This window comes from Cupriavidus sp. SHE (assembly GCF_000812445.1).
In the GTDB taxonomy this organism is placed as follows: Bacteria; Pseudomonadota; Gammaproteobacteria; order Burkholderiales; family Burkholderiaceae; genus Cupriavidus; species Cupriavidus metallidurans.
In genome coordinates, this window is sequence record NZ_JWMB01000008.1 from 118,624 (window position 1) to 134,931 (window position 16,308).

The window sequence follows — 16,308 nt, forward strand, 5'->3', positions numbered from 1 at the left end:
AGATGGCGCTCCCGGGCGAGGCATAGGATCGGACGTACTTCCGCCTAGAAAGCACCACAATCATGTCCGCCCCCATGTCCGACACCCCCGATACCGCTATTCCTTCCGGCCTCGCATCCCCGTCTACCGCCTTCGACCGCACCGCACTCGCCGACTTCCGCGAACTTGCCGGCCGCATCGATGGCAACGGCCCGCGCTACACGTCGTATCCCACCGCCGACCGCTTTCACGGTGAAGTCGGAGACGCCGCCTACCGGCGCGCCCTGGATGCCTGCCGCGCGAATGCACCGGCACCGCTTTCGCTGTACGTCCACATCCCGTTCTGCGAGAACATCTGCTACTACTGCGGCTGCAACAAGATCATCACCAAGGATCACACCCGCAGCGCGCGTTACGTCGACTATCTGGCACGCGAAATGGCCATGGCCGCCGAGCAGCTTGGCGAGCGCCGCGCGGTCATGCAGTCGCATTGGGGTGGCGGCACGCCGACCTTCCTCGATCCCGTTGAAATGCGCCACGTGATGTCGGCGTTGCATAAGCATTTCGAGCTGCTGCCTGAGGGAGAGCACGCGATCGAGATCGACCCGCGCCGCGTGGGCGACGATCGCATGGAACTGCTCGGCGAACTTGGCTTCAACCGAATCAGCCTCGGCGTGCAGGACTTCGATCCCGAAGTGCAGCAGGCCATCCACCGGGTGCAGTCGTACGAGGAAACCAACGGCGTGGTGCGGGCCGCGCGACGCCTCGGGTTTCGTTCGATCAGCATGGACCTGATCTACGGACTGCCGCACCAGACCACGCAACGCTTCTCGGCAACCATCGACCGCGTGCTGGAAATGCGCCCGGACCGCCTGTCGGTCTACAGTTACGCGCATCTCCCGCATGTGTTCAAACCGCAACGCCGCATCGATCCCGCCGCATTGCCACCTGCCGCGGAAAAACTCGACATCCTCGTATCGACGATCGAGCGCCTGACCGCTGCTGGCTATGTCTATATCGGCATGGACCATTTCGCGTTGCCGAATGACGATCTGGCCATCGCCCAGCGCGAAGGTCGGCTGCAACGCAATTTCCAGGGCTATGCCACCCACGCGGGCTACGACCAGCTTGGCTTCGGCGTCTCGGCGATCGGCGCTGTGGCGGGCCACTACGCGCAGAACGCGCGCACCACGGACGAGTACTACGCCGCGCTCGACAAAGGCCAACTGCCGATCGTGCGCGGGTTCGAGACCTCGGAAGACGACCGCCTGCGCAAGTTCATCATCGGCGAACTGATGTGCAACGGCACGCTCGATATTCCTGCCGTGGAAGCCGCGTACAGCATCAATTTCGCGCAGAAATTCGCCGCCGAACTGGTCGACCTCGACAAGCTGTCCCTGGACCATCTGCTTCGGCGCACGCGGAACCGGATCGAGATCACGCCGCTGGGTCGACTGCTGGTGCGTCGCATCGCGATGGTGTTCGACCACTATCTGCGTGAAGACGCGTTGCGTCCCAAGCCGGCAGCGCCGGCGGCCAACGACGCGAAGGTCATCCCGCTGGTGCGCTACTCACGCGTCGTTTAAAGAAATTTTGATGCTCAGCAAATGAGCCAATAAAAAAAGCCCGCGAGATATTCGCGGGCTTTTTTTGTGGAGCCGGGGTGACTTCCGGGGTTGCCCCCGGCGTCACTGTCATTCGCTCTTACTTGCCGGCCTCTGCCATGTAGTTCGAAGCGGCGATCACGTCGGCGTCCGGACCGGCATAGCCACCCTTCGGCGGCATCACGCCCTTGCCCTTCAGCGCGTAATTGTGGACTGCGTCCATGCCTTCCTTCAGGCGCGGTGCCCAAGCGGCCTTGTCGCCGAACTTCGGCGCGCCGGCCACACCAGAGGCGTGGCAAGCCGCGCAGACTTGTTCATAGACCTTCTTGCCCGTTTCAGCCGAAGCGGCGGCCGGTGCAGCAGCGGCAGCAGCAGGGGCTGGAGCCGCGGCGGCGGCAGGCGCTGCAGCAGCAGGGGCGGCGGCGGGTGCGTCGGCTGCCGGGGCGGCGGCCTGGGCCGGTGCGCCAGCGGCTGGGGCTGCCGGCTCAGGGAACTTGGCGCCACCGGCGTCGGCCATGTACACCACGGCACGGGCCAGTTCGTAGTCGCTCAGGTCGTCCGGGGTGGTGCCGGCACGAGCAGGCATCGCGTTCTTGCCGTTGAGCACCGACTTCATCAGGCCGTCGAAGCCCTGGCCGATGCGGGCCGCCCAGTCACCCGCCACGCCGTACTTCGGCGCGCCAGCGGCACCGCTGGCATGGCAGGCTGCGCAGACGGCCTTGTAGACCTCTTCGCCGGTCTTCAGGACGCGCGGTGCGTTGGGGTCCTTGATTTCGAGCGAGGCTACGGGCTTGATCCGGTCGTTGATTGCCTCGGCAGACTGTGTTGAGCCGGCGCCTTCGCGGGTGCCGTGTCCGACAAAGTTGACCAGCAGGATGATGACGAGGATCGGGATCAGGAACGCTGCGATCACGACGACGATCAGCTGCTTGGGGGTCTTGATTGGCGACTCGTGGTGGTCGTTTTCTTGGTGGACGTCACTCATACAGAACTCTCGATTTTGCGGGAAACCTATTGCACAGCACGTTGGGGGCGGCTTGCTTTGTCTGGCCCTCGGAGACGCTATCCGGACGACTCTGGCGTCGCAGCGCGGCTTCAACTGCCCACGTCCACGCGCCTGGCCGTTTCGGCCTGGCCTCGTCTGGATAGCGTCCCTGTTTTCGGGGATGAATCTGTCGTTTTTGCGTCCGGGTTGTCTCAGGTCCCGGGTACGTCTCTCTGGCGACGCAAATAGGAGCCGATTATAGACGCAAGACATGGCCTCCGGGGGCCAAAAGCGGCGGCTGGGAGACCCGTGGAGACCCGTAATCGCACTAACCGGCGCAACCCGCATGGACGGGCCGGGTCAAACGGAGTATCCTATGCGACTTTCCGACGGCGGCACTCGCCCGTTGTCAGCAAAGCCCACATCGCGCCCGTAGCTCAATGGATAGAGTACTGCCCTCCGAAGGCAGGGGTTGCTGGTTCGATCCCAGCCGGGCGCGCCAAATTTTCCTTTAAAGACATGGGCTTATATCGCGAGTCAAATTTGACTTGCTCGTCCGTACGGAAACTGTACGGAAAATGCTCATGCCTCCAAGTAGCCGTTGCACGTCGCGACTGCGCCCGTGCAACCCGTTGCAAAATCTAAGCAGAAGTCTCCACTTTTTATGCCTTGCCACTGAGTGATGCTTGGTCAATCTCCACGAATTCGTGTACGGGTCAGGTCTCCCGCTGCTCCCGACGAAAGAGAGGCTTATAAGCGGGCGATTCAGGAAATTGCCGCCCTGGTTTTTCCGATGGTCGGGACCTGGCGAGATGCGAGACGCTTCGGCAAAGAAATGGTCGACGCTATGTATCGTGTGCGAGGCACTATTGCTGTCTCGTCCAATGTGGGCGATCGCTACGTACGTCTCCATCAAGCTATTCAGAAGTTGGTCACGCGAATTGACGCGCTTCGACAGGATGTTCCAGCCAACCACCGGTTCTTCGATCGCGATCTTTCAGCACTCAAGACTGCACTCGGTGCGTTCGCGCCTCCAACAGTTCCCAACTCGCGCTGCAAGGCCAGGTTCGTTGCGGGTAACCAAGAGTTCGCACTGGAGACCATACCTAGGGGGCCGGCCACCGTCGAAAAAGTGCGATTGGTAAATGCGGCGCTTGCTGTTTGGATAGCCTACATCGCCGAGCCACCAGCGGCCCGGAAGGGCAGTCTATTTAGTCGGGTACTGGCGATAGCCTGTAAGCAGGCGGCCGTTGCTCTTCCCGGTCGAGTCGTTGTCGCGCAGCAGGTCGCGATTTTTAAGGAAAGAGGAGTGCGTCCAGCAGGGCACGAGGCGGTACGCATTTGGGTGAAAAGCACTTCGCAAGCGTAGCGCCAAGCCAATGCCGCCGAGACGACAATGCACCTGTCTGATCTCGGAGAGCACTGAATGGAACACCAAACTAACGCGGTTGCGCTGCACCGCTTGCCATACGTATGCCAACTGACCGGACTTCGCAAAAGCACCATCTACTCGATGATGCGCAATGGAGAATTTCCCCGGCCAGTGCAGATCGGTCGTCGCGCAGTCGCATGGCGACAGGGCGATCTTGACGCGTGGATTTGTACTCGCCGCCCTGCCGCTCTCCCTGCTGCGAACGCCCTGGGCCGCCGACTAGCGCGCAATGGCGCTGTGTCGACTGAGAATCAGTAGATTGTAGGGCTCGTGACTATGGCCAAGATCGTCAGTCGCATTCTTGCTCACCCTCAACCCGATCCCGTTGAGACCGGTGAAGCGGAGGCATCTAGCCACGTGTTGCCACTTGACTACCGTCGGTGGCGGCGCAGGGCAGTGGCGCGGCGGACGAGTCTGCTGAACGTGCTGCGCGTGTTCACCCCTGCAACGGGTCCCTTACGCACGCGCTCGCTTGTGGAAAACGTCGGGCGATACCTTGCCTCGAAGGATATGCGACTCCTGGCGTTACGTCGTGCGATGTCGCGCGATTCTGGTGAGAACCCGGAGTGGGAGGACGCGTTTTACGCGCGCTGGCTCGAATACCGTGACGGAGCGCGCAGCATGGACGAACTGAACCCGTTCAAACCATTGCGAGAGCCATGCCTCGTGTACGACGAACGCAAGCGCAGCGGCGGCAAGCGTCGGCTGTGGAAATTCGGCACATGCATGACAGCGCGGCAGTTGCTTGTCTCGGAAGCACTGAAGGCTATCTACGCGCGACGCGTTTGGTCGCAGATGATCTTTAGCGGTGGGCTGCCGGTCGGCGTTGCCGATATCAAAGAAGCGCTCAGGAACCCCGATCTGACGCACTACGCCATCGTGGACGTCGCGGCGTTCTTCGATAACGTGGACTTACAGGGGGCCACCCAACTCCTTCCTCTCGACCGGAAGGTGCTGGAAAACACCCTGTGCGTGTCTCCCCCTAGCGATGCGAGGGTGGGCATGAATCGCTATGCGCGTGTATGCGTGAGCGAGGTGCTGGATGTAAATGGCCGGCTGGCGTTGCCGCAAGGAGCGGCGTCATCTCCTCAGATTGCTTACGGGCTTCTCGACCAAGCCCTTCCCGTGAGATGTTTGGAACATTCGTTTCCCTATGCGGATGATCTCCTATTCCTGGGTAAGTCGGAAGTGGATGTGGCTGCCAAAGTCTCCCTTTACGAGGAGAACCTCGTAGGGCACCCAGCCGGTCCATTGCATCTGCGTCGAGTCAGCGATGGCCAGATCATGGAGAACGGTAGCTTTGAGTTCGTCGGACTCATGTTCGATGTCCAGGACAGCGATAGGGACGGTCTTCGTACAGTCCGCGTCGAGGTACCAATGAGAAAGCGCCTTGAGTTTAGGGATCGCCTCCAAGAATCAGTGGCAAGGGATGTTGCCAAAGAAGATAGCTTGTTTTCCCGGACGCGCGAATACTTGGCGGGCTTCCTGTCGGGTGTGCCAACGGATGACCACGAGGACCTCGTCAAGACTGCCTGTGAAATCGCTCAGGCCAATGGTCTTCAGGCGTCACCGCTGATATCTGCGGCTGCTCGCTTCCTCACTGACAGTGAGATCGGGCGTCTGTCTGCACGTTTCGTAGTGAGGCAGCCAAGTTAGCTCCGCTGTACGACAAGGCTGACCTCGTCTGGCTCGTGCTCCGAGCGGTAGGGTTGGCCGTCTATTCCCCGCGTAACCGACTTGCTAGGTCCGGGTCTAACAGTGCCATTGGCGTCGTGCCCAGCGCTGCCGCGAGCTTGCCGATGTTGTCGATCGAGATGTTTCGTTGCTCTCGCTCCACCGAACTGACATAGGTTCGACTCAGGCCGGCCAACTCGGCCAACTCCTCCTGGGATATTTCCTTTGCGCGACGCAGCGCCCGCACGTTGCGCGCAAAAAGCTCCCTTGTCGTCGGTTCGGCATGCCGTTTGGTCATGCCGAGAGGATCGCTGCCTGAAATGTTGCGGTCTACGCACTATGTAGTTAATCTTGATAACTTTGGGATTCATTTGTGCGGAAATATGCTTCTACCTGACGGCTTTGGGAGGCAGGGTCAACGGCGATCGCCTCCCCTTAGTCCTTGCCAACCTTGAAACCGGTTGCACGTGGACGCGGGAGAAGCCAGCAGTTTGATAACTCAATGGTGATTGGAGGACATTGCATGAAGAAAACTCTGCTGGCAGCCATGAGCGCTTGCACGCTGCTCTATTCCTGCGTAGCCGCCGCGCAGAACAAGCCAAGCCCGGAGCTGGAGTACATCAATACGCTCAGTTCGATTGCGCACCACTGCAACTTCTTGGCAGGGTTAGCACGCAGCGCTTACAGACTCTCGACCGACTTCGGGAATCAGAAGGCGCAGGAGGTGATTGCCTGCTCCAATGAGGGCACCGAAAAGGGGAAGGCGGCCTTCAAGGCAGCGATGGCTTCACAGCATCCGTCTGCGATTCGTGATGGGATCAAAAAGGTCTACTCGCGCTGGCAGACCTATATGGACAGCATCGACGCGACCGCACCGGCCGATGCTGCGGCCGAGCGCGCATTCAGCGACGCAGCAAATGACCTGAAGCTGGATATCGAAAATCCTTGATTGGGTATCGCTCGCGGACTATGTCGCACCGGCTGTGGTCACTCGCAGCCCAAAACAACACGAGACCATCATGACCTACATTGCAGGCTTCCCAAAGCGGCTATGCGCAGCCGCTATCATTTCCTTCCTGCTTGGCGCATGCGCTCCTCTTCCGCCTATCGACGTGTCGCAGTCGGCTAGCCTGGTGCGCACATCCATCAGCGACAGCAAGAAATCTGTGGTCTCGTCCATCGAAGTGAAAAACGACGCACCACCGCCCGTACCTGCTGAGAACACCACGTTCAGCGCCAGCTATATGCCGATCGGATCGAACACTGCGGAGACTGTCGCCGCAGACATCAAGGCCTACTTCGACGGTGCAACGACACGTGGGACCGAAGACGCGCAGCGGGTAATTGCCCGCATAGAGATAGCGGATGCCTACTGGGTGCTGAAGGCCGCTGCAAAGGTTCCCATTGTCGGGATTTTTTCTCTTGGCGGAGACCGCGAGTTCTTTATGAATGTGCGGGTCAGCTTCGAGGTGGAGGAGCGCGGCAAGGTGGTGCGGACATTCGCCGTCAACGAGAGGTTCTCGATTCCGGACGGAAAAGCCGACACGCAGGATGACATCGCCCGGTCGTATCAGAAGCTGGTGGCCAAGTACCGAGAGCACTTCTTCGCGAGTCTCGACCGTACTTTCACCACGCGGTACTTGAACTGACGGGAGTGGTAACCCTGGTACGGCGATCGTGAGGGCTTGGGCATCGGTTCCCGTTGGTGCCCAGTCTTCAGTCGCTAGGCCGCCGACGGGCGCAACGCTCGCTGACGCGGACATGGCAGTCATTGACAACGAATTGCACCAGGGCAGTCAATTTCGCCACCGATTTTGAAACCGGTTGCATCAACCATAGGATGGGGGAGCAAACTTGAACGCGTTTACACAGGCGCCTGCTGAGAATTCCATCGACAGCGATCAATCTGGCAATTCTGCTGACAGTGGTTGTCAAGGCGGGTGTCGCAGTGACATCGTCCCGCAGGTGTACCGCTTTCAGTTCGTCATGCTTGCTTTCGACCGTCCACAGACGGTGCGCCACCTCCCTCAATGGCGCTGGCCGCTCTTGGGGCCGTATAACGGCTACTGCGGGGCGGCACGTATCCGGGGCTGGCAGCTACTCCGCTTCTATCAGGCCAACGGCTGGCTCACGTACATTGATGTGTGCTCGGTGACCGGCACTGCCGGCCGCACCCAGCTTCATAATGAGGACTATGCTCGACCATGGGACGCCTATCCCGTCTCCAAGCGGGCGCATGCGTTGATCCACACACGAGCACGCTGTCCGAATGCATGGGCCGACTTTCTTCGCGATGAGGCATTGCCAAATACTTGGGCTACAACCCTGTCGCAGGAGCGCGACGGTGCAAGCCGCGCTTGCTCGATTGCCGATCTGCTCGAACATTCACCGCATCCTGATTGGGTGGTCGTGCCCGAACAAGAATTCGAGTCGCGCTAACTCGCGCAACCATACCTAGAGTGCCATCATTGCTTCACTGCAGACCTAGTCCAGCGCTTCGGCTAGCCCGAGTGGCACGCGAACGCAATTCGTGTCGGCCAGCACAAATTCAATCAGTTTCAGAACCGCCTCTGCCCTCGAGTGCTGCGAAGCTTGACGCTGGGCTTCGTCGCGAATGGATCGGATCGTCGAGACTACCTTAGATCGATCGCCAAACGCGCACCACCGCAGGATGTGGAGGCTCGCAGTCGGCCAATCCTGGACCGGACGCATTGCGGTCTGCAGCAGCAGAGAAAACAGTGGAGAAGGTACACTTTGAACTCTGGCGAAGAGTCCGTGCGAGGCATCCCAGAAGCACTTCCCGACCGCTACTGCCTCCTCAGTAATGACTCCCATGCCAGCACTCTTCGCCGCCCAAAATAAGAGCCTATGCATCCTATGGGTGGCATTCTTGGTCGTACGTCGCCCGCCTCCGTATGTGGTCGAAGCAAATTCCTTTGCGGCTACGAACGCAAGTGCGAGCGCGATGCCGGCAAATCCGGACGGCTGCATTATGGGATGGCGGCGGAGTTCCAGGGTGAGCATCACAAATGCGAACTGGTCCGCCACCAACTCTTCGACTAGATATTCTTCTTCTGGAACAAGCCAAGACGGTCTACTCGTGTCCCCCTCGGCAGACCTCATTACATGGCCGAGTTCGTGATAGTAGAGGAATCGAACTCCCGTGGTCACTGCTCCGCCAAACGCCACGTCAGCCGCTCGAGCGTCCAAATAGCCCGTGTCATGGATCATGCCAAGCGTACGCTCGAACTCGCGCGCCGCTGTATCCATCCGCCTTCCGTCGAGAAGCGTCGTGGCTTGTGGGTCCGACGATAACGGCGAAACGAACGGGTAACCAAGCATCTCAAGGAGAACCCGAAGAAAGCCCGGCGTTGAGATTGGCATCATGATTGTCGCGGCTGTTCCGCCGATATCCGCGAGCCCCAGATGTGATCCCTTATCCAACAGGCCTGCGCTTGCTTCCCTCACCTGTTGCGGCCAGTCCCATTCAGTCACAGCCTCGTGCAATGAATAGAGCCAGTCCTCGCGGTCCTTCGCGCTTTGTGCAGCCCACAAGGGCAGTGGCCCGCCGCGCCTCTGGAGTTCGCTCAGAATAGCCGACGAGACGCCGAATGCTTCCTGATACGATGATAAGACCGATGAACTTGCAGGCAGCGACATGTTCATAGCGGATTCTCTTCTGCATTCGCAGCCGCAATCTCATTCATGAAGGCCTCTGCCTTCACCTCGTCTACCTCTGCGGGATCGGATTGCGCTTCGCCGTGCGCTGATTGAAGCCGTTGGGGGATCGCCTCTGGCTTCCCAAGCCACGTGCTTCGCACCCTGAAGAGCGACATAGTGATTGGGCCATTTTTTCCAACGAATTGCACTATGTCGGTTCCGCTGATCTGCAGGTTTGCGTTGCCCTCCAGGTGACCGGCGATGAGCGCGTCTAGGACATCCCGACTCTTCGCCCGTATTTCGACCTGTCCCCCAGTCTTGCCGCAAACAATCACCAAAAAGCGCTCTGCGGTTTGAACCTCACTTACGATCGACCAGTGCTTCTGCCATTCTTTGTCATAGAGGACCAAATGTTGCGCAATTGCATGGAGGCGCCTGAGGGATCGCGTTTCACACGCCTGTGCCCGCAGGAACACCGAGTTGCCCTTGCTGAACCGAATCGACAATCCCAGAGTCCCGACTGATCCATCATGACTTAACGAGGCGCCACCGTTACAGACTTCGCTGCTTCCACGGCACATCAATTCCAGGTGCGCTGTCGACTCGTCGCGAAGTCCTGGGCTAACTTCTGGCAGCCGATCCCAAATGCTGCCCAAGCGCTGCCATTGCTTGTTTCGGATTTCGCCGTAATCCCCCAATGCTGTCGCCGCGCCGGGCTCCCATACTGGAATCTGGCGTAGGTCACTGCTGACTGCCGTCATGTAAGTTAGATAGCTAGACATGCTCGCGCCTCCAATGCCGCAGCCAGAGCCCAGCGGTGTCCCGTGTAACGGAAAATGCTTTGCCGACGGACCCGGTGGCCCGACGAACGTCGTTCCCCCGTATGAAAGGTGGACTTCCCATATTGGCGGAACCCGCCGGCAGCAAACGGGACATGAATATCAGGGCGACGATTTCGGTCCAGAAATTCGACGCAGTTACGCTCCGCGCCTCGAGATGATCGATAGGACTTTCAGAATTGATCTGTACGTAGTCGCACAGACAAGCGAACACCGTCGTAATAGGGCGACAATCCGGATGCCCAGCCACCCCTGCGAACGATCCTCAACGATCAAGTCCACCCAGCCGCGATGCGATGACGAACGATTGGCCGACTCGCCGAACTTCGAAGGGCTGTAGCGGGTCGATTGCGGCTAAATGCAGCGGCGTCCAATAATGGTCGGTTTTGGACATCCTCACACCACGTGTCCAAATACCTGCTTGACGTACTTCCACACGCGGTTAATCTTTGGCCATCGTTTTTGGACATCGAGGAGAGAGCGTGAGTCGAGTCTTTGCGTACTGTCGGGTATCAACCTTCGAGCAAACTACCAGCAACCAGATTCATGAAATTCAGGCCGCCGGCTTCAACATGGAGCCGCGCCGCGTTTTTGCTGAGTGCGTCTCTGGCTCCGTCGCGGCAAAGCAGCGCCCCGGCTTCGCCAAATTACGCGATCGGCTGGAAGAGGGCGACATACTGATCGTTACCAAACTCGATAGACTCGGGCGCAACGCGATGGATGTGCGCGCTACCGTCGAGGAACTGTCGCAAGCGGGGGTTCGTGTCCATTGCCTAGCGCTCGGCGGAGCAGATTTGACTAGTCCCTCTGGGAAAATGACCATGTCTGTACTCGCGGCGGTTGCTGAGTTCGAGCGCGACCTCCTGCTGGAGCGCACGGCCGCCGGCCTCGCTCGTGCACGGAATGCAGGCAAGGTACTGGGGCGGCCTCGTGCGCTCAATGATCGGCAGGAAGCCCTTGCGCGCGAACGGCTTGCGCAGGGCTTGTCCATATCGGCCATCGCCAGTGAACTCGGCACTAGCCGCCAGACTGTCATGCGTCTGCGAGCGCGAGCCAGTTCGAATGTCGCGAGTTGATGTAGGTGGGTCAGGATTCAACTCAACATCCCGCCCAAATTTGCAACCGGTTGCACGCCGCATGAAGAGGGCGGTGTTCGTCGAACTTATAGCCTTCGATTGGAAGCTGCTATAACCGCTTGAACAACCTCGAAGATGTCGCATGCAGCCTTCCCCGTGAGAATGACGCCCATCTCCATTGAATGCTCAAGCGATGCTTCGGTAACGTTCGATGAGCCCACGTATGCCGTCTCCTGGTCGCAAGACACAACCTTGGCGTGGAATGTCTCCCGTCCGGCGCCATCCATTCGGGCCAAGGAGTAGTTGTAGACCTTGACGTCGTTCTCCCTCAACCAGGACTCAATAGCGTCGTACCCCTTCGGATAGTCTTTGCGCAGCGGCGCCTCCAGACTTCGGAGTACGAGGACGCGCTCCACGCCTGGCCGTGTGTAAGAGAATAGCTCCCGCAACCAGTTGGCCCCCTTCTGATCGAAGAACGGCGTCATCACGACGACACGCTTTTGCGCCGCTTGCACGATGCCGTGAAAAGCGTGCTCCGTCGGTTCAAGGTCAGCTGTACGCCAGCCGAGCGCAGCCAAGCGCTGCTCAAGGATGCTGGGTCTAGGTGGCTTGGTGAGAACGACTTGGACCTCAGTCTGGTCGCAATGCACGGTCGCGGCGTAGTGTTCTATGCAGTTCAGCGCGAAGGCCAGCCTTCCGAAGCGACCGTGGCAGTTTCCCTTAGGCTTGTAGCCGGGCTGCGCGGGCTCCACGAGTCCGATCTCGCCGGCGATCCGAAGCACTTGCGCAGCCGCTCCTTCCTCGGTTACGCCCAACTGCGCTAAATCCACCAAAGACCGCACGGTTTGCACGGAGGTTGGTGGCAGTTGTGCCCAGGCATCGAACAACGCCGCGGCCAGCCCTGCATGTCGGGCAAGTGCGCCGAGCACTAGCTGTTCGAAGGCCGTGAGTTTCGACGACATGGTGCCCGGCTATTTCGAGATGAAATCCAGGTAGCCGCGAATTGACCCCTCACGCGTATCGAATCGAGGCCGCCCGCCCACGGACCGAAGAACGGACCGAGACAGGAGTTTGTTGCCAGCTACGCACGAAGTCTCGGGCACCATGATGCAGTCCGGGCAAGCTCCACCTCGATGGGTGCACAGTGAGCCTGTGCCACAGAGCGTGGCCTTGGCTCCAAGCATTGCCGACAGCATAGAGTTGCCCGAATTGCGCCACAGAGCCGAAAGATTTCCCAAGTCCATGGTGGTCCCGTTTCGGTAAACCACAAAGGACAGGTCTGCTGGAAAAATATACTCTCCCAACGAGCCGAGGTCTAACCCCGAGTATTCGCTCACGTATTTCATCAGCAGGTGAGCATAGCTATGGAGGAGCGTATAGACATAGAAATAGGCTGGTGGGGAATCTGTCTCCGGGAGACCATCGAGGAATGGCCCCATTGAACGCGCTACGCTCAGGATGCCAGCTCCGAGCCTCTCGCCTTCCTTCAGCGCGAACATGTCCGGGCAATTTAGGTTTTGGAGCCACTGCAGCACAACTTCTTCTTTCAGTCGAACGTACAACGCTTCGTTGCCCTGTTGGACCACATAGATGGGGTACTTGCTCGCGTCGTTGTGCCGCACAGGGGGAAAGAGGCGCAATCGGACAGGCATGTCCATGCCTCTTTTATCGCGAAGGACTGGCGTCGAGTCCATTCGCGAGTAGCCAAAGCTGAAGCGGCACAAGTCGAACTCCCGGATAAGCCCCATGTCCGCAATGCCTAATTGGTCGAACAGTCCCTTCGTCTCAATCTGAACGGCTTCTGTTTTGTCATTGTCATCTGGGGACAGATCTTCATCTAGTCGCGCGAAAGAGACGTACGGCTTCTTTCCGTTGACGCGAGTTTCCACGTCCAGCCTCGTGTTCTTAAGCGCGGCGTGCTCAATGGCTAGCCGCACGGGATCGTACTTCGAGGCAAACATATTCTGCCTCTCTTTGACAAGAGAACTCACCGAGAAGGGCAGCTCAACTTTGGGCAGCAGAATCTCCCTGTCGCGCAGGTCTTTGATGACAGCCTCCCGAGCAATGATGGCTGTGTCCACGAAACTCTGGAGCAACGTCTTCATAGCCTCCGGCACCGAGTCAATCTCAAGCTGCTCTCTAGCTTGGGTGATGGTAGCAACCGCACTGAGATAGTTCGCCAATTCCTTAGCGCACTCTGGATTGCCCTCGCACGCCTTCCGAACATCCTCTTCGGTGATGGGCTGCACGGCAAAGCCATACGTGCTCGCAATGAAGTCCTTCAGCTCCTCTTCACGGCCGGGCCTGAGCCTTGTCAAAAGCTGCTGATTGCCGTCTTTGAAGTCAATGAAGAGGTCCGACTTGACGTAATAGGCGCTGGACGCCCGGTACGGGGCTGCTTGCATGCGGACCTCCGTCAGCCGCCGCGCATCGTTCAGGTTTCCAAGCATCCGCAGGGTATCTTCGTCGTTTTGAAGCCACTTTTGGGACAGTGGCTTATCACAAACAGCACAGGCGAAGAACCAGTCTCCGATTGCCGGTGAGCGACGGTTAATCCGGAACTTTTGGCTACCGCAGATGCAGCTGTCGCGTCGCTTGACAGCTTTAGCTTCCTTGTCGCTCCACTGCCATTGACCGGGGAACGGGTGCTCCCAATTGCCTGACCAGTGGACGAAGATGACGTCAAGCTGCTCCCAATCGCAGTTCCCAGCTTTCTTGGGATCTTGGCAATGGTCCGGGGCCAAGTAGGGCAGATCCTTGTCGAGTGCGCTCAGGTCATCGTAGTCCCGGAAAAGGCCGCATGTCCGGCAAACAAAAGCCAGCGGCGCCGGCGTGTATTCCATGTGTGATGGGCGGCATAGATAGAAGCGATCCACACCAGGAAGCAAAAAATTCGCACGCTCGGCATCAAGCAGCGCCGCCTCGACGCACTGGACAGGTAACACCTGTGGCTGCTTGACGTCATTGGCTCTAGCGCCCATTGCGGTTTCGAACCAAGCACGGCCGAGCTCGTTCATGCGCTCGTAAATTAGCGAAATTGTGGAGTCCGAGAGCTGGATGTATTCGCCCGCTGATGACCGGGAAATGCATGCCCCCAATCCGCCCTCAAATGTGAAGAAGCTCTCCGGCGCGTAGGAGGTCGCGAGCTGATTGCGCGATCGGCTCATAACCTTCGCCTTTGGGTCCTTCCTCTCCGTCGAGGACGTGGCATTGCTTTTGGCTGAGGTCTTCTTTTTTTCCATGGTGGTGTTCTCCTCAGCTCTTTGCTTCGGTTTCAGGGTCCGTGACGTCAATGTCTGCTCCAGACCCTTTACGGATGAAGGTCATCGCACGAGCAGTTGCTCCCGGGGCAACCCTCTTTGATGCTGCATCAATGCCCGACTCCCTGATGAAGCCGGGCTGGTCCACATCTCGTAGGGACGTCATCGGACGGAGCCTGGCGTCACGCATCTCGAAGAATTTAACCAGCCGCGTGGAATTGACATACTTGTCGACATCCAAGTCCTGCCGGTAGTGGTTGAGCTGCCCTTTGAGAAGAGCCTTGTAGTATTTTTTGCCCTCCGGCGAGGGCATAAATTGCAGGCCAAGGGCCTTCTCCATGAAAGCCTCTGTTGCTTTCACATTCACGGGAGACGACATGTACGCTCTAGCGTCGGCAGCCATGGAGCAGGTCGGAACATATCGCTTGGCGGGGTCGTTGGCTGCGCACAGCGCCTCAATCACGTTTATGCCGCAGACATACTCCTGGAAGAAGCTTGGCATGACGCGTACGAGAGCCTTCTCGGCCCAACGGTCTACAGCGGCCGGAAGAATCATTCGCTCCAGGAAACGGTGGAAAATGTCGTGTATCTCAAGGACGAATCGATCCCGATAGCGCTGAGGAACTGGTACCAGAAGAGAAAAGCCAACGTGGGTTCGGCCCACCCGGGAAGAGGCTTGAATGTACTCCGCAATGTCCGACGGAAGGCCAGCAAAAAACATGGCGTTGAACTCTTCGACGTCCACGCCGTGCGAGATCGCAGAGGTCGCGATGACGGATCGCAAGGTGTCGTTGAGATCCGGAAATTCTTTGTTGACACCAACCCGCGTTTCCGCTCGGCGAACAACCTCTTGAATGTCAGCCGCTGATACGGCTCCCGATATGAGCTCGGATGCTAGCACCTGGCCTTCGATGCCAGCTGCCTCATGCAGTTTCTCGAATTGCGTCTTCTCGGTGTCAATGACCTGATCGCCGCCCTTTTTATTCGTGACATAAGTCAGCGCGATACGGTGCAGGTCCACTAGCGTCAGCAATACGGCAGGGTCCGCGGTTTCCAACAGCCGGGTGAACTGCGTCTGCAGCGGGCCAGGGGACACCCAACGGACAAGTTCTTCTCGGGCCGAGTCTTGGCGTGCCACATCTTCGCTCTTTAACCGCTCGTATAGGCTTGTGATCGCGAGATGGTAGTGCCCCAAGACGGAGGCCATTGCCACGGTGTGTCGGTGGCCATTCGTAAGGATGGAGCCGTAGACGCGAGCCCATCGACTTCGCAGTTCAGTCTCAGACTCTGAAATCGAAGCACGATCCTGGTCATTGAGCGTATCGTCAGGCTGCTTTGGTGCCGCGTAGAAAGAGCTGTAGAGGTCCGGCCCAGGATAGGGAAACCGGACGGTGTTTTGCCTTTGGTAGATGTTGCGCATCTGCCTTTGGGGCTCGCTCACTGTGGCGGAGGCTGCAATGACCTTGATCCGGCGACGCTCGTTGGAGTCAGGCTCGTACGCCAACTCACCTTTATACAGATGTGCAAGCTGGTCGAAACCGGCCTCAAGGGCAGACTCGAAGAGACCCGAGAATGTGCCGAGCGATTCGTCCAGCAGGTGTGCTTCATCCTGGATTAGCAGCGACGGAAATGGGTCAAAGAAGAGCTTCTCGCCGTTTTCGTATGTCGGGAAAAGCGCCTTTGTTGCCGCGTCAGGACGCCCTTGCGTTTTCCGCGCCAAACTGGACACCCATTCCACGGCAAACTGGACACTGATTCCACGGCAATCTGGACGGCCATTCCAGCGCAAACTGGACACT

15 protein-coding genes and 1 tRNA gene are annotated in these 16,308 nt (G+C 58.8%); 9 read left to right on the forward strand and 7 right to left on the reverse strand.

Annotated elements, in window-relative coordinates; genetic code table 11:
- Window positions 1-62: 62 nt before the first annotated feature.
- Window positions 63-1,565 carry an oxygen-independent coproporphyrinogen III oxidase gene (gene hemN / locus RN01_RS03940; protein WP_024569213.1) on the forward strand — a complete coding sequence of 501 codons (1,503 nt, stop codon included), beginning with the start codon at window positions 63-65 and terminating at the stop codon, window positions 1,563-1,565.
- Between the two features lie 118 nt (window positions 1,566-1,683).
- Here the strand turns inward: hemN and RN01_RS03945 are convergent, their stop codons facing one another.
- The gene (locus tag RN01_RS03945) at window positions 1,684-2,568 is read right to left on the reverse strand and encodes a cytochrome c5 family protein (RefSeq protein WP_024569212.1); all 885 of its coding nucleotides are present in this window, start codon (window positions 2,566-2,568) and stop codon (window positions 1,684-1,686) included.
- A gap of 426 nt (window positions 2,569-2,994) precedes the next feature.
- Between RN01_RS03945 and RN01_RS03950 the strand changes: the two genes are divergently transcribed.
- The 4 genes from RN01_RS03950 (at window position 2,995) to RN01_RS03960 (ending at window position 5,656) form a co-directional block, all read left to right on the forward strand.
- Window positions 2,995-3,070, forward strand: a tRNA-Arg gene (locus RN01_RS03950).
- Between the two features lie 180 nt (window positions 3,071-3,250).
- Window positions 3,251-3,937, forward strand: coding sequence for a hypothetical protein (locus tag RN01_RS03955; RefSeq protein WP_133258046.1), 687 nt, complete (start codon window positions 3,251-3,253; stop codon window positions 3,935-3,937).
- Window positions 3,938-3,994: 57 nt separating this feature from the next.
- Complete coding sequence (locus tag RN01_RS32780; RefSeq protein WP_080672721.1) at window positions 3,995-4,258, forward strand: AlpA family transcriptional regulator; 264 nt, start codon at window positions 3,995-3,997, stop codon at window positions 4,256-4,258.
- Between the two features lie 18 nt (window positions 4,259-4,276).
- Window positions 4,277-5,656 (forward strand): hypothetical protein, encoded by a 1,380-nt coding sequence (locus tag RN01_RS03960; protein ID WP_017512726.1) that lies wholly within the window; start codon window positions 4,277-4,279, stop codon window positions 5,654-5,656.
- A gap of 61 nt (window positions 5,657-5,717) precedes the next feature.
- Here the strand turns inward: RN01_RS03960 and RN01_RS03965 are convergent, their stop codons facing one another.
- Window positions 5,718-5,972, reverse strand: coding sequence for a helix-turn-helix domain-containing protein (locus tag RN01_RS03965; protein ID WP_017512725.1), 255 nt, complete (start codon window positions 5,970-5,972; stop codon window positions 5,718-5,720).
- Between the two features lie 225 nt (window positions 5,973-6,197).
- Here RN01_RS03965 and RN01_RS03970 point away from each other — a divergent pair, with 225 nt between their 5' ends.
- The 3 genes from RN01_RS03970 to RN01_RS03980 all read left to right on the forward strand — a co-directional run bounded on the left by RN01_RS03970 (window position 6,198) and on the right by RN01_RS03980 (window position 8,113).
- Entirely contained in the window at window positions 6,198-6,623 is a 426-nt protein-coding gene (locus RN01_RS03970) for a hypothetical protein (protein WP_017512724.1), read from the forward strand.
- A 70-nt stretch (window positions 6,624-6,693) separates the two neighbouring features.
- A complete protein-coding gene (locus RN01_RS03975; protein WP_017512723.1) occupies window positions 6,694-7,323 on the forward strand; it encodes a hypothetical protein in 630 nt (209 codons plus the stop codon).
- Window positions 7,324-7,528: 205 nt separating this feature from the next.
- Window positions 7,529-8,113 carry a hypothetical protein gene (locus RN01_RS03980; protein WP_223277294.1) on the forward strand — a complete coding sequence of 195 codons (585 nt, stop codon included), beginning with the start codon at window positions 7,529-7,531 and terminating at the stop codon, window positions 8,111-8,113.
- Between the two features lie 45 nt (window positions 8,114-8,158).
- Here RN01_RS03980 and RN01_RS03985 read toward each other — a convergent pair whose 3' ends face one another.
- Complete coding sequence (locus RN01_RS03985; RefSeq protein ID WP_017512721.1) at window positions 8,159-9,340, reverse strand: hypothetical protein; 1,182 nt, start codon at window positions 9,338-9,340, stop codon at window positions 8,159-8,161.
- On the reverse strand, window positions 9,337-10,116 hold the full coding sequence (locus tag RN01_RS03990; RefSeq protein WP_017512720.1) for a hypothetical protein: 780 nt from the start codon (window positions 10,114-10,116) through the stop codon (window positions 9,337-9,339). Before RN01_RS03990 ends, RN01_RS03985 begins: the two co-directional genes overlap by 4 nt.
- A gap of 539 nt (window positions 10,117-10,655) precedes the next feature.
- On the opposite strand from RN01_RS03990, the gene RN01_RS03995 reads away from it, so the two are divergent.
- A complete protein-coding gene (locus RN01_RS03995; protein ID WP_017512719.1) occupies window positions 10,656-11,249 on the forward strand; it encodes a recombinase family protein in 594 nt (197 codons plus the stop codon).
- An 86-nt stretch (window positions 11,250-11,335) separates the two neighbouring features.
- Here RN01_RS03995 and RN01_RS04000 read toward each other — a convergent pair whose 3' ends face one another.
- The 3 genes from RN01_RS04000 to RN01_RS04010 all read right to left on the reverse strand — a co-directional run.
- Window positions 11,336-12,211, reverse strand: a complete 876-nt coding sequence (locus RN01_RS04000) for a phosphatidylserine/phosphatidylglycerophosphate/cardiolipin synthase family protein (protein WP_017512718.1) — start codon at window positions 12,209-12,211, stop codon at window positions 11,336-11,338.
- Between the two features lie 9 nt (window positions 12,212-12,220).
- Window positions 12,221-14,491, reverse strand: coding sequence for a hypothetical protein (locus tag RN01_RS04005; protein WP_024569209.1), 2,271 nt, complete (start codon window positions 14,489-14,491; stop codon window positions 12,221-12,223).
- Window positions 14,492-14,504: 13 nt separating this feature from the next.
- A partial coding sequence (locus tag RN01_RS04010) for a helicase-related protein (protein WP_255354597.1) occupies window positions 14,505-16,308 on the reverse strand: 1,804 nt, incomplete at its 5' end.

Coding starts and splice junctions, on each gene's coding strand:
- RN01_RS03955 (WP_133258046.1), top strand. CDS start 3,251: ATGCTTGGTCAATCTCCACGAATTCGTGTACGGGTCAGGTCTCCCGCT.
- RN01_RS03985 (WP_017512721.1), bottom strand. CDS start 9,340: ATGAACATGTCGCTGCCTGCAAGTTCATCGGTCTTATCATCGTATCAG.
- RN01_RS04005 (WP_024569209.1), bottom strand. CDS start 14,491: ATGGAAAAAAAGAAGACCTCAGCCAAAAGCAATGCCACGTCCTCGACG.
- RN01_RS03975 (WP_017512723.1), top strand. CDS start 6,694: ATGACCTACATTGCAGGCTTCCCAAAGCGGCTATGCGCAGCCGCTATC.
- hemN (WP_024569213.1), top strand. CDS start 63: ATGTCCGCCCCCATGTCCGACACCCCCGATACCGCTATTCCTTCCGGC.
- RN01_RS03990 (WP_017512720.1), bottom strand. CDS start 10,116: ATGTCTAGCTATCTAACTTACATGACGGCAGTCAGCAGTGACCTACGC.
- RN01_RS03945 (WP_024569212.1), bottom strand. CDS start 2,568: ATGAGTGACGTCCACCAAGAAAACGACCACCACGAGTCGCCAATCAAG.
- RN01_RS03970 (WP_017512724.1), top strand. CDS start 6,198: ATGAAGAAAACTCTGCTGGCAGCCATGAGCGCTTGCACGCTGCTCTAT.
- RN01_RS03960 (WP_017512726.1), top strand. CDS start 4,277: ATGGCCAAGATCGTCAGTCGCATTCTTGCTCACCCTCAACCCGATCCC.
- RN01_RS03965 (WP_017512725.1), bottom strand. CDS start 5,972: ATGACCAAACGGCATGCCGAACCGACGACAAGGGAGCTTTTTGCGCGC.
- RN01_RS32780 (WP_080672721.1), top strand. CDS start 3,995: ATGGAACACCAAACTAACGCGGTTGCGCTGCACCGCTTGCCATACGTA.
- RN01_RS04000 (WP_017512718.1), bottom strand. CDS start 12,211: ATGTCGTCGAAACTCACGGCCTTCGAACAGCTAGTGCTCGGCGCACTT.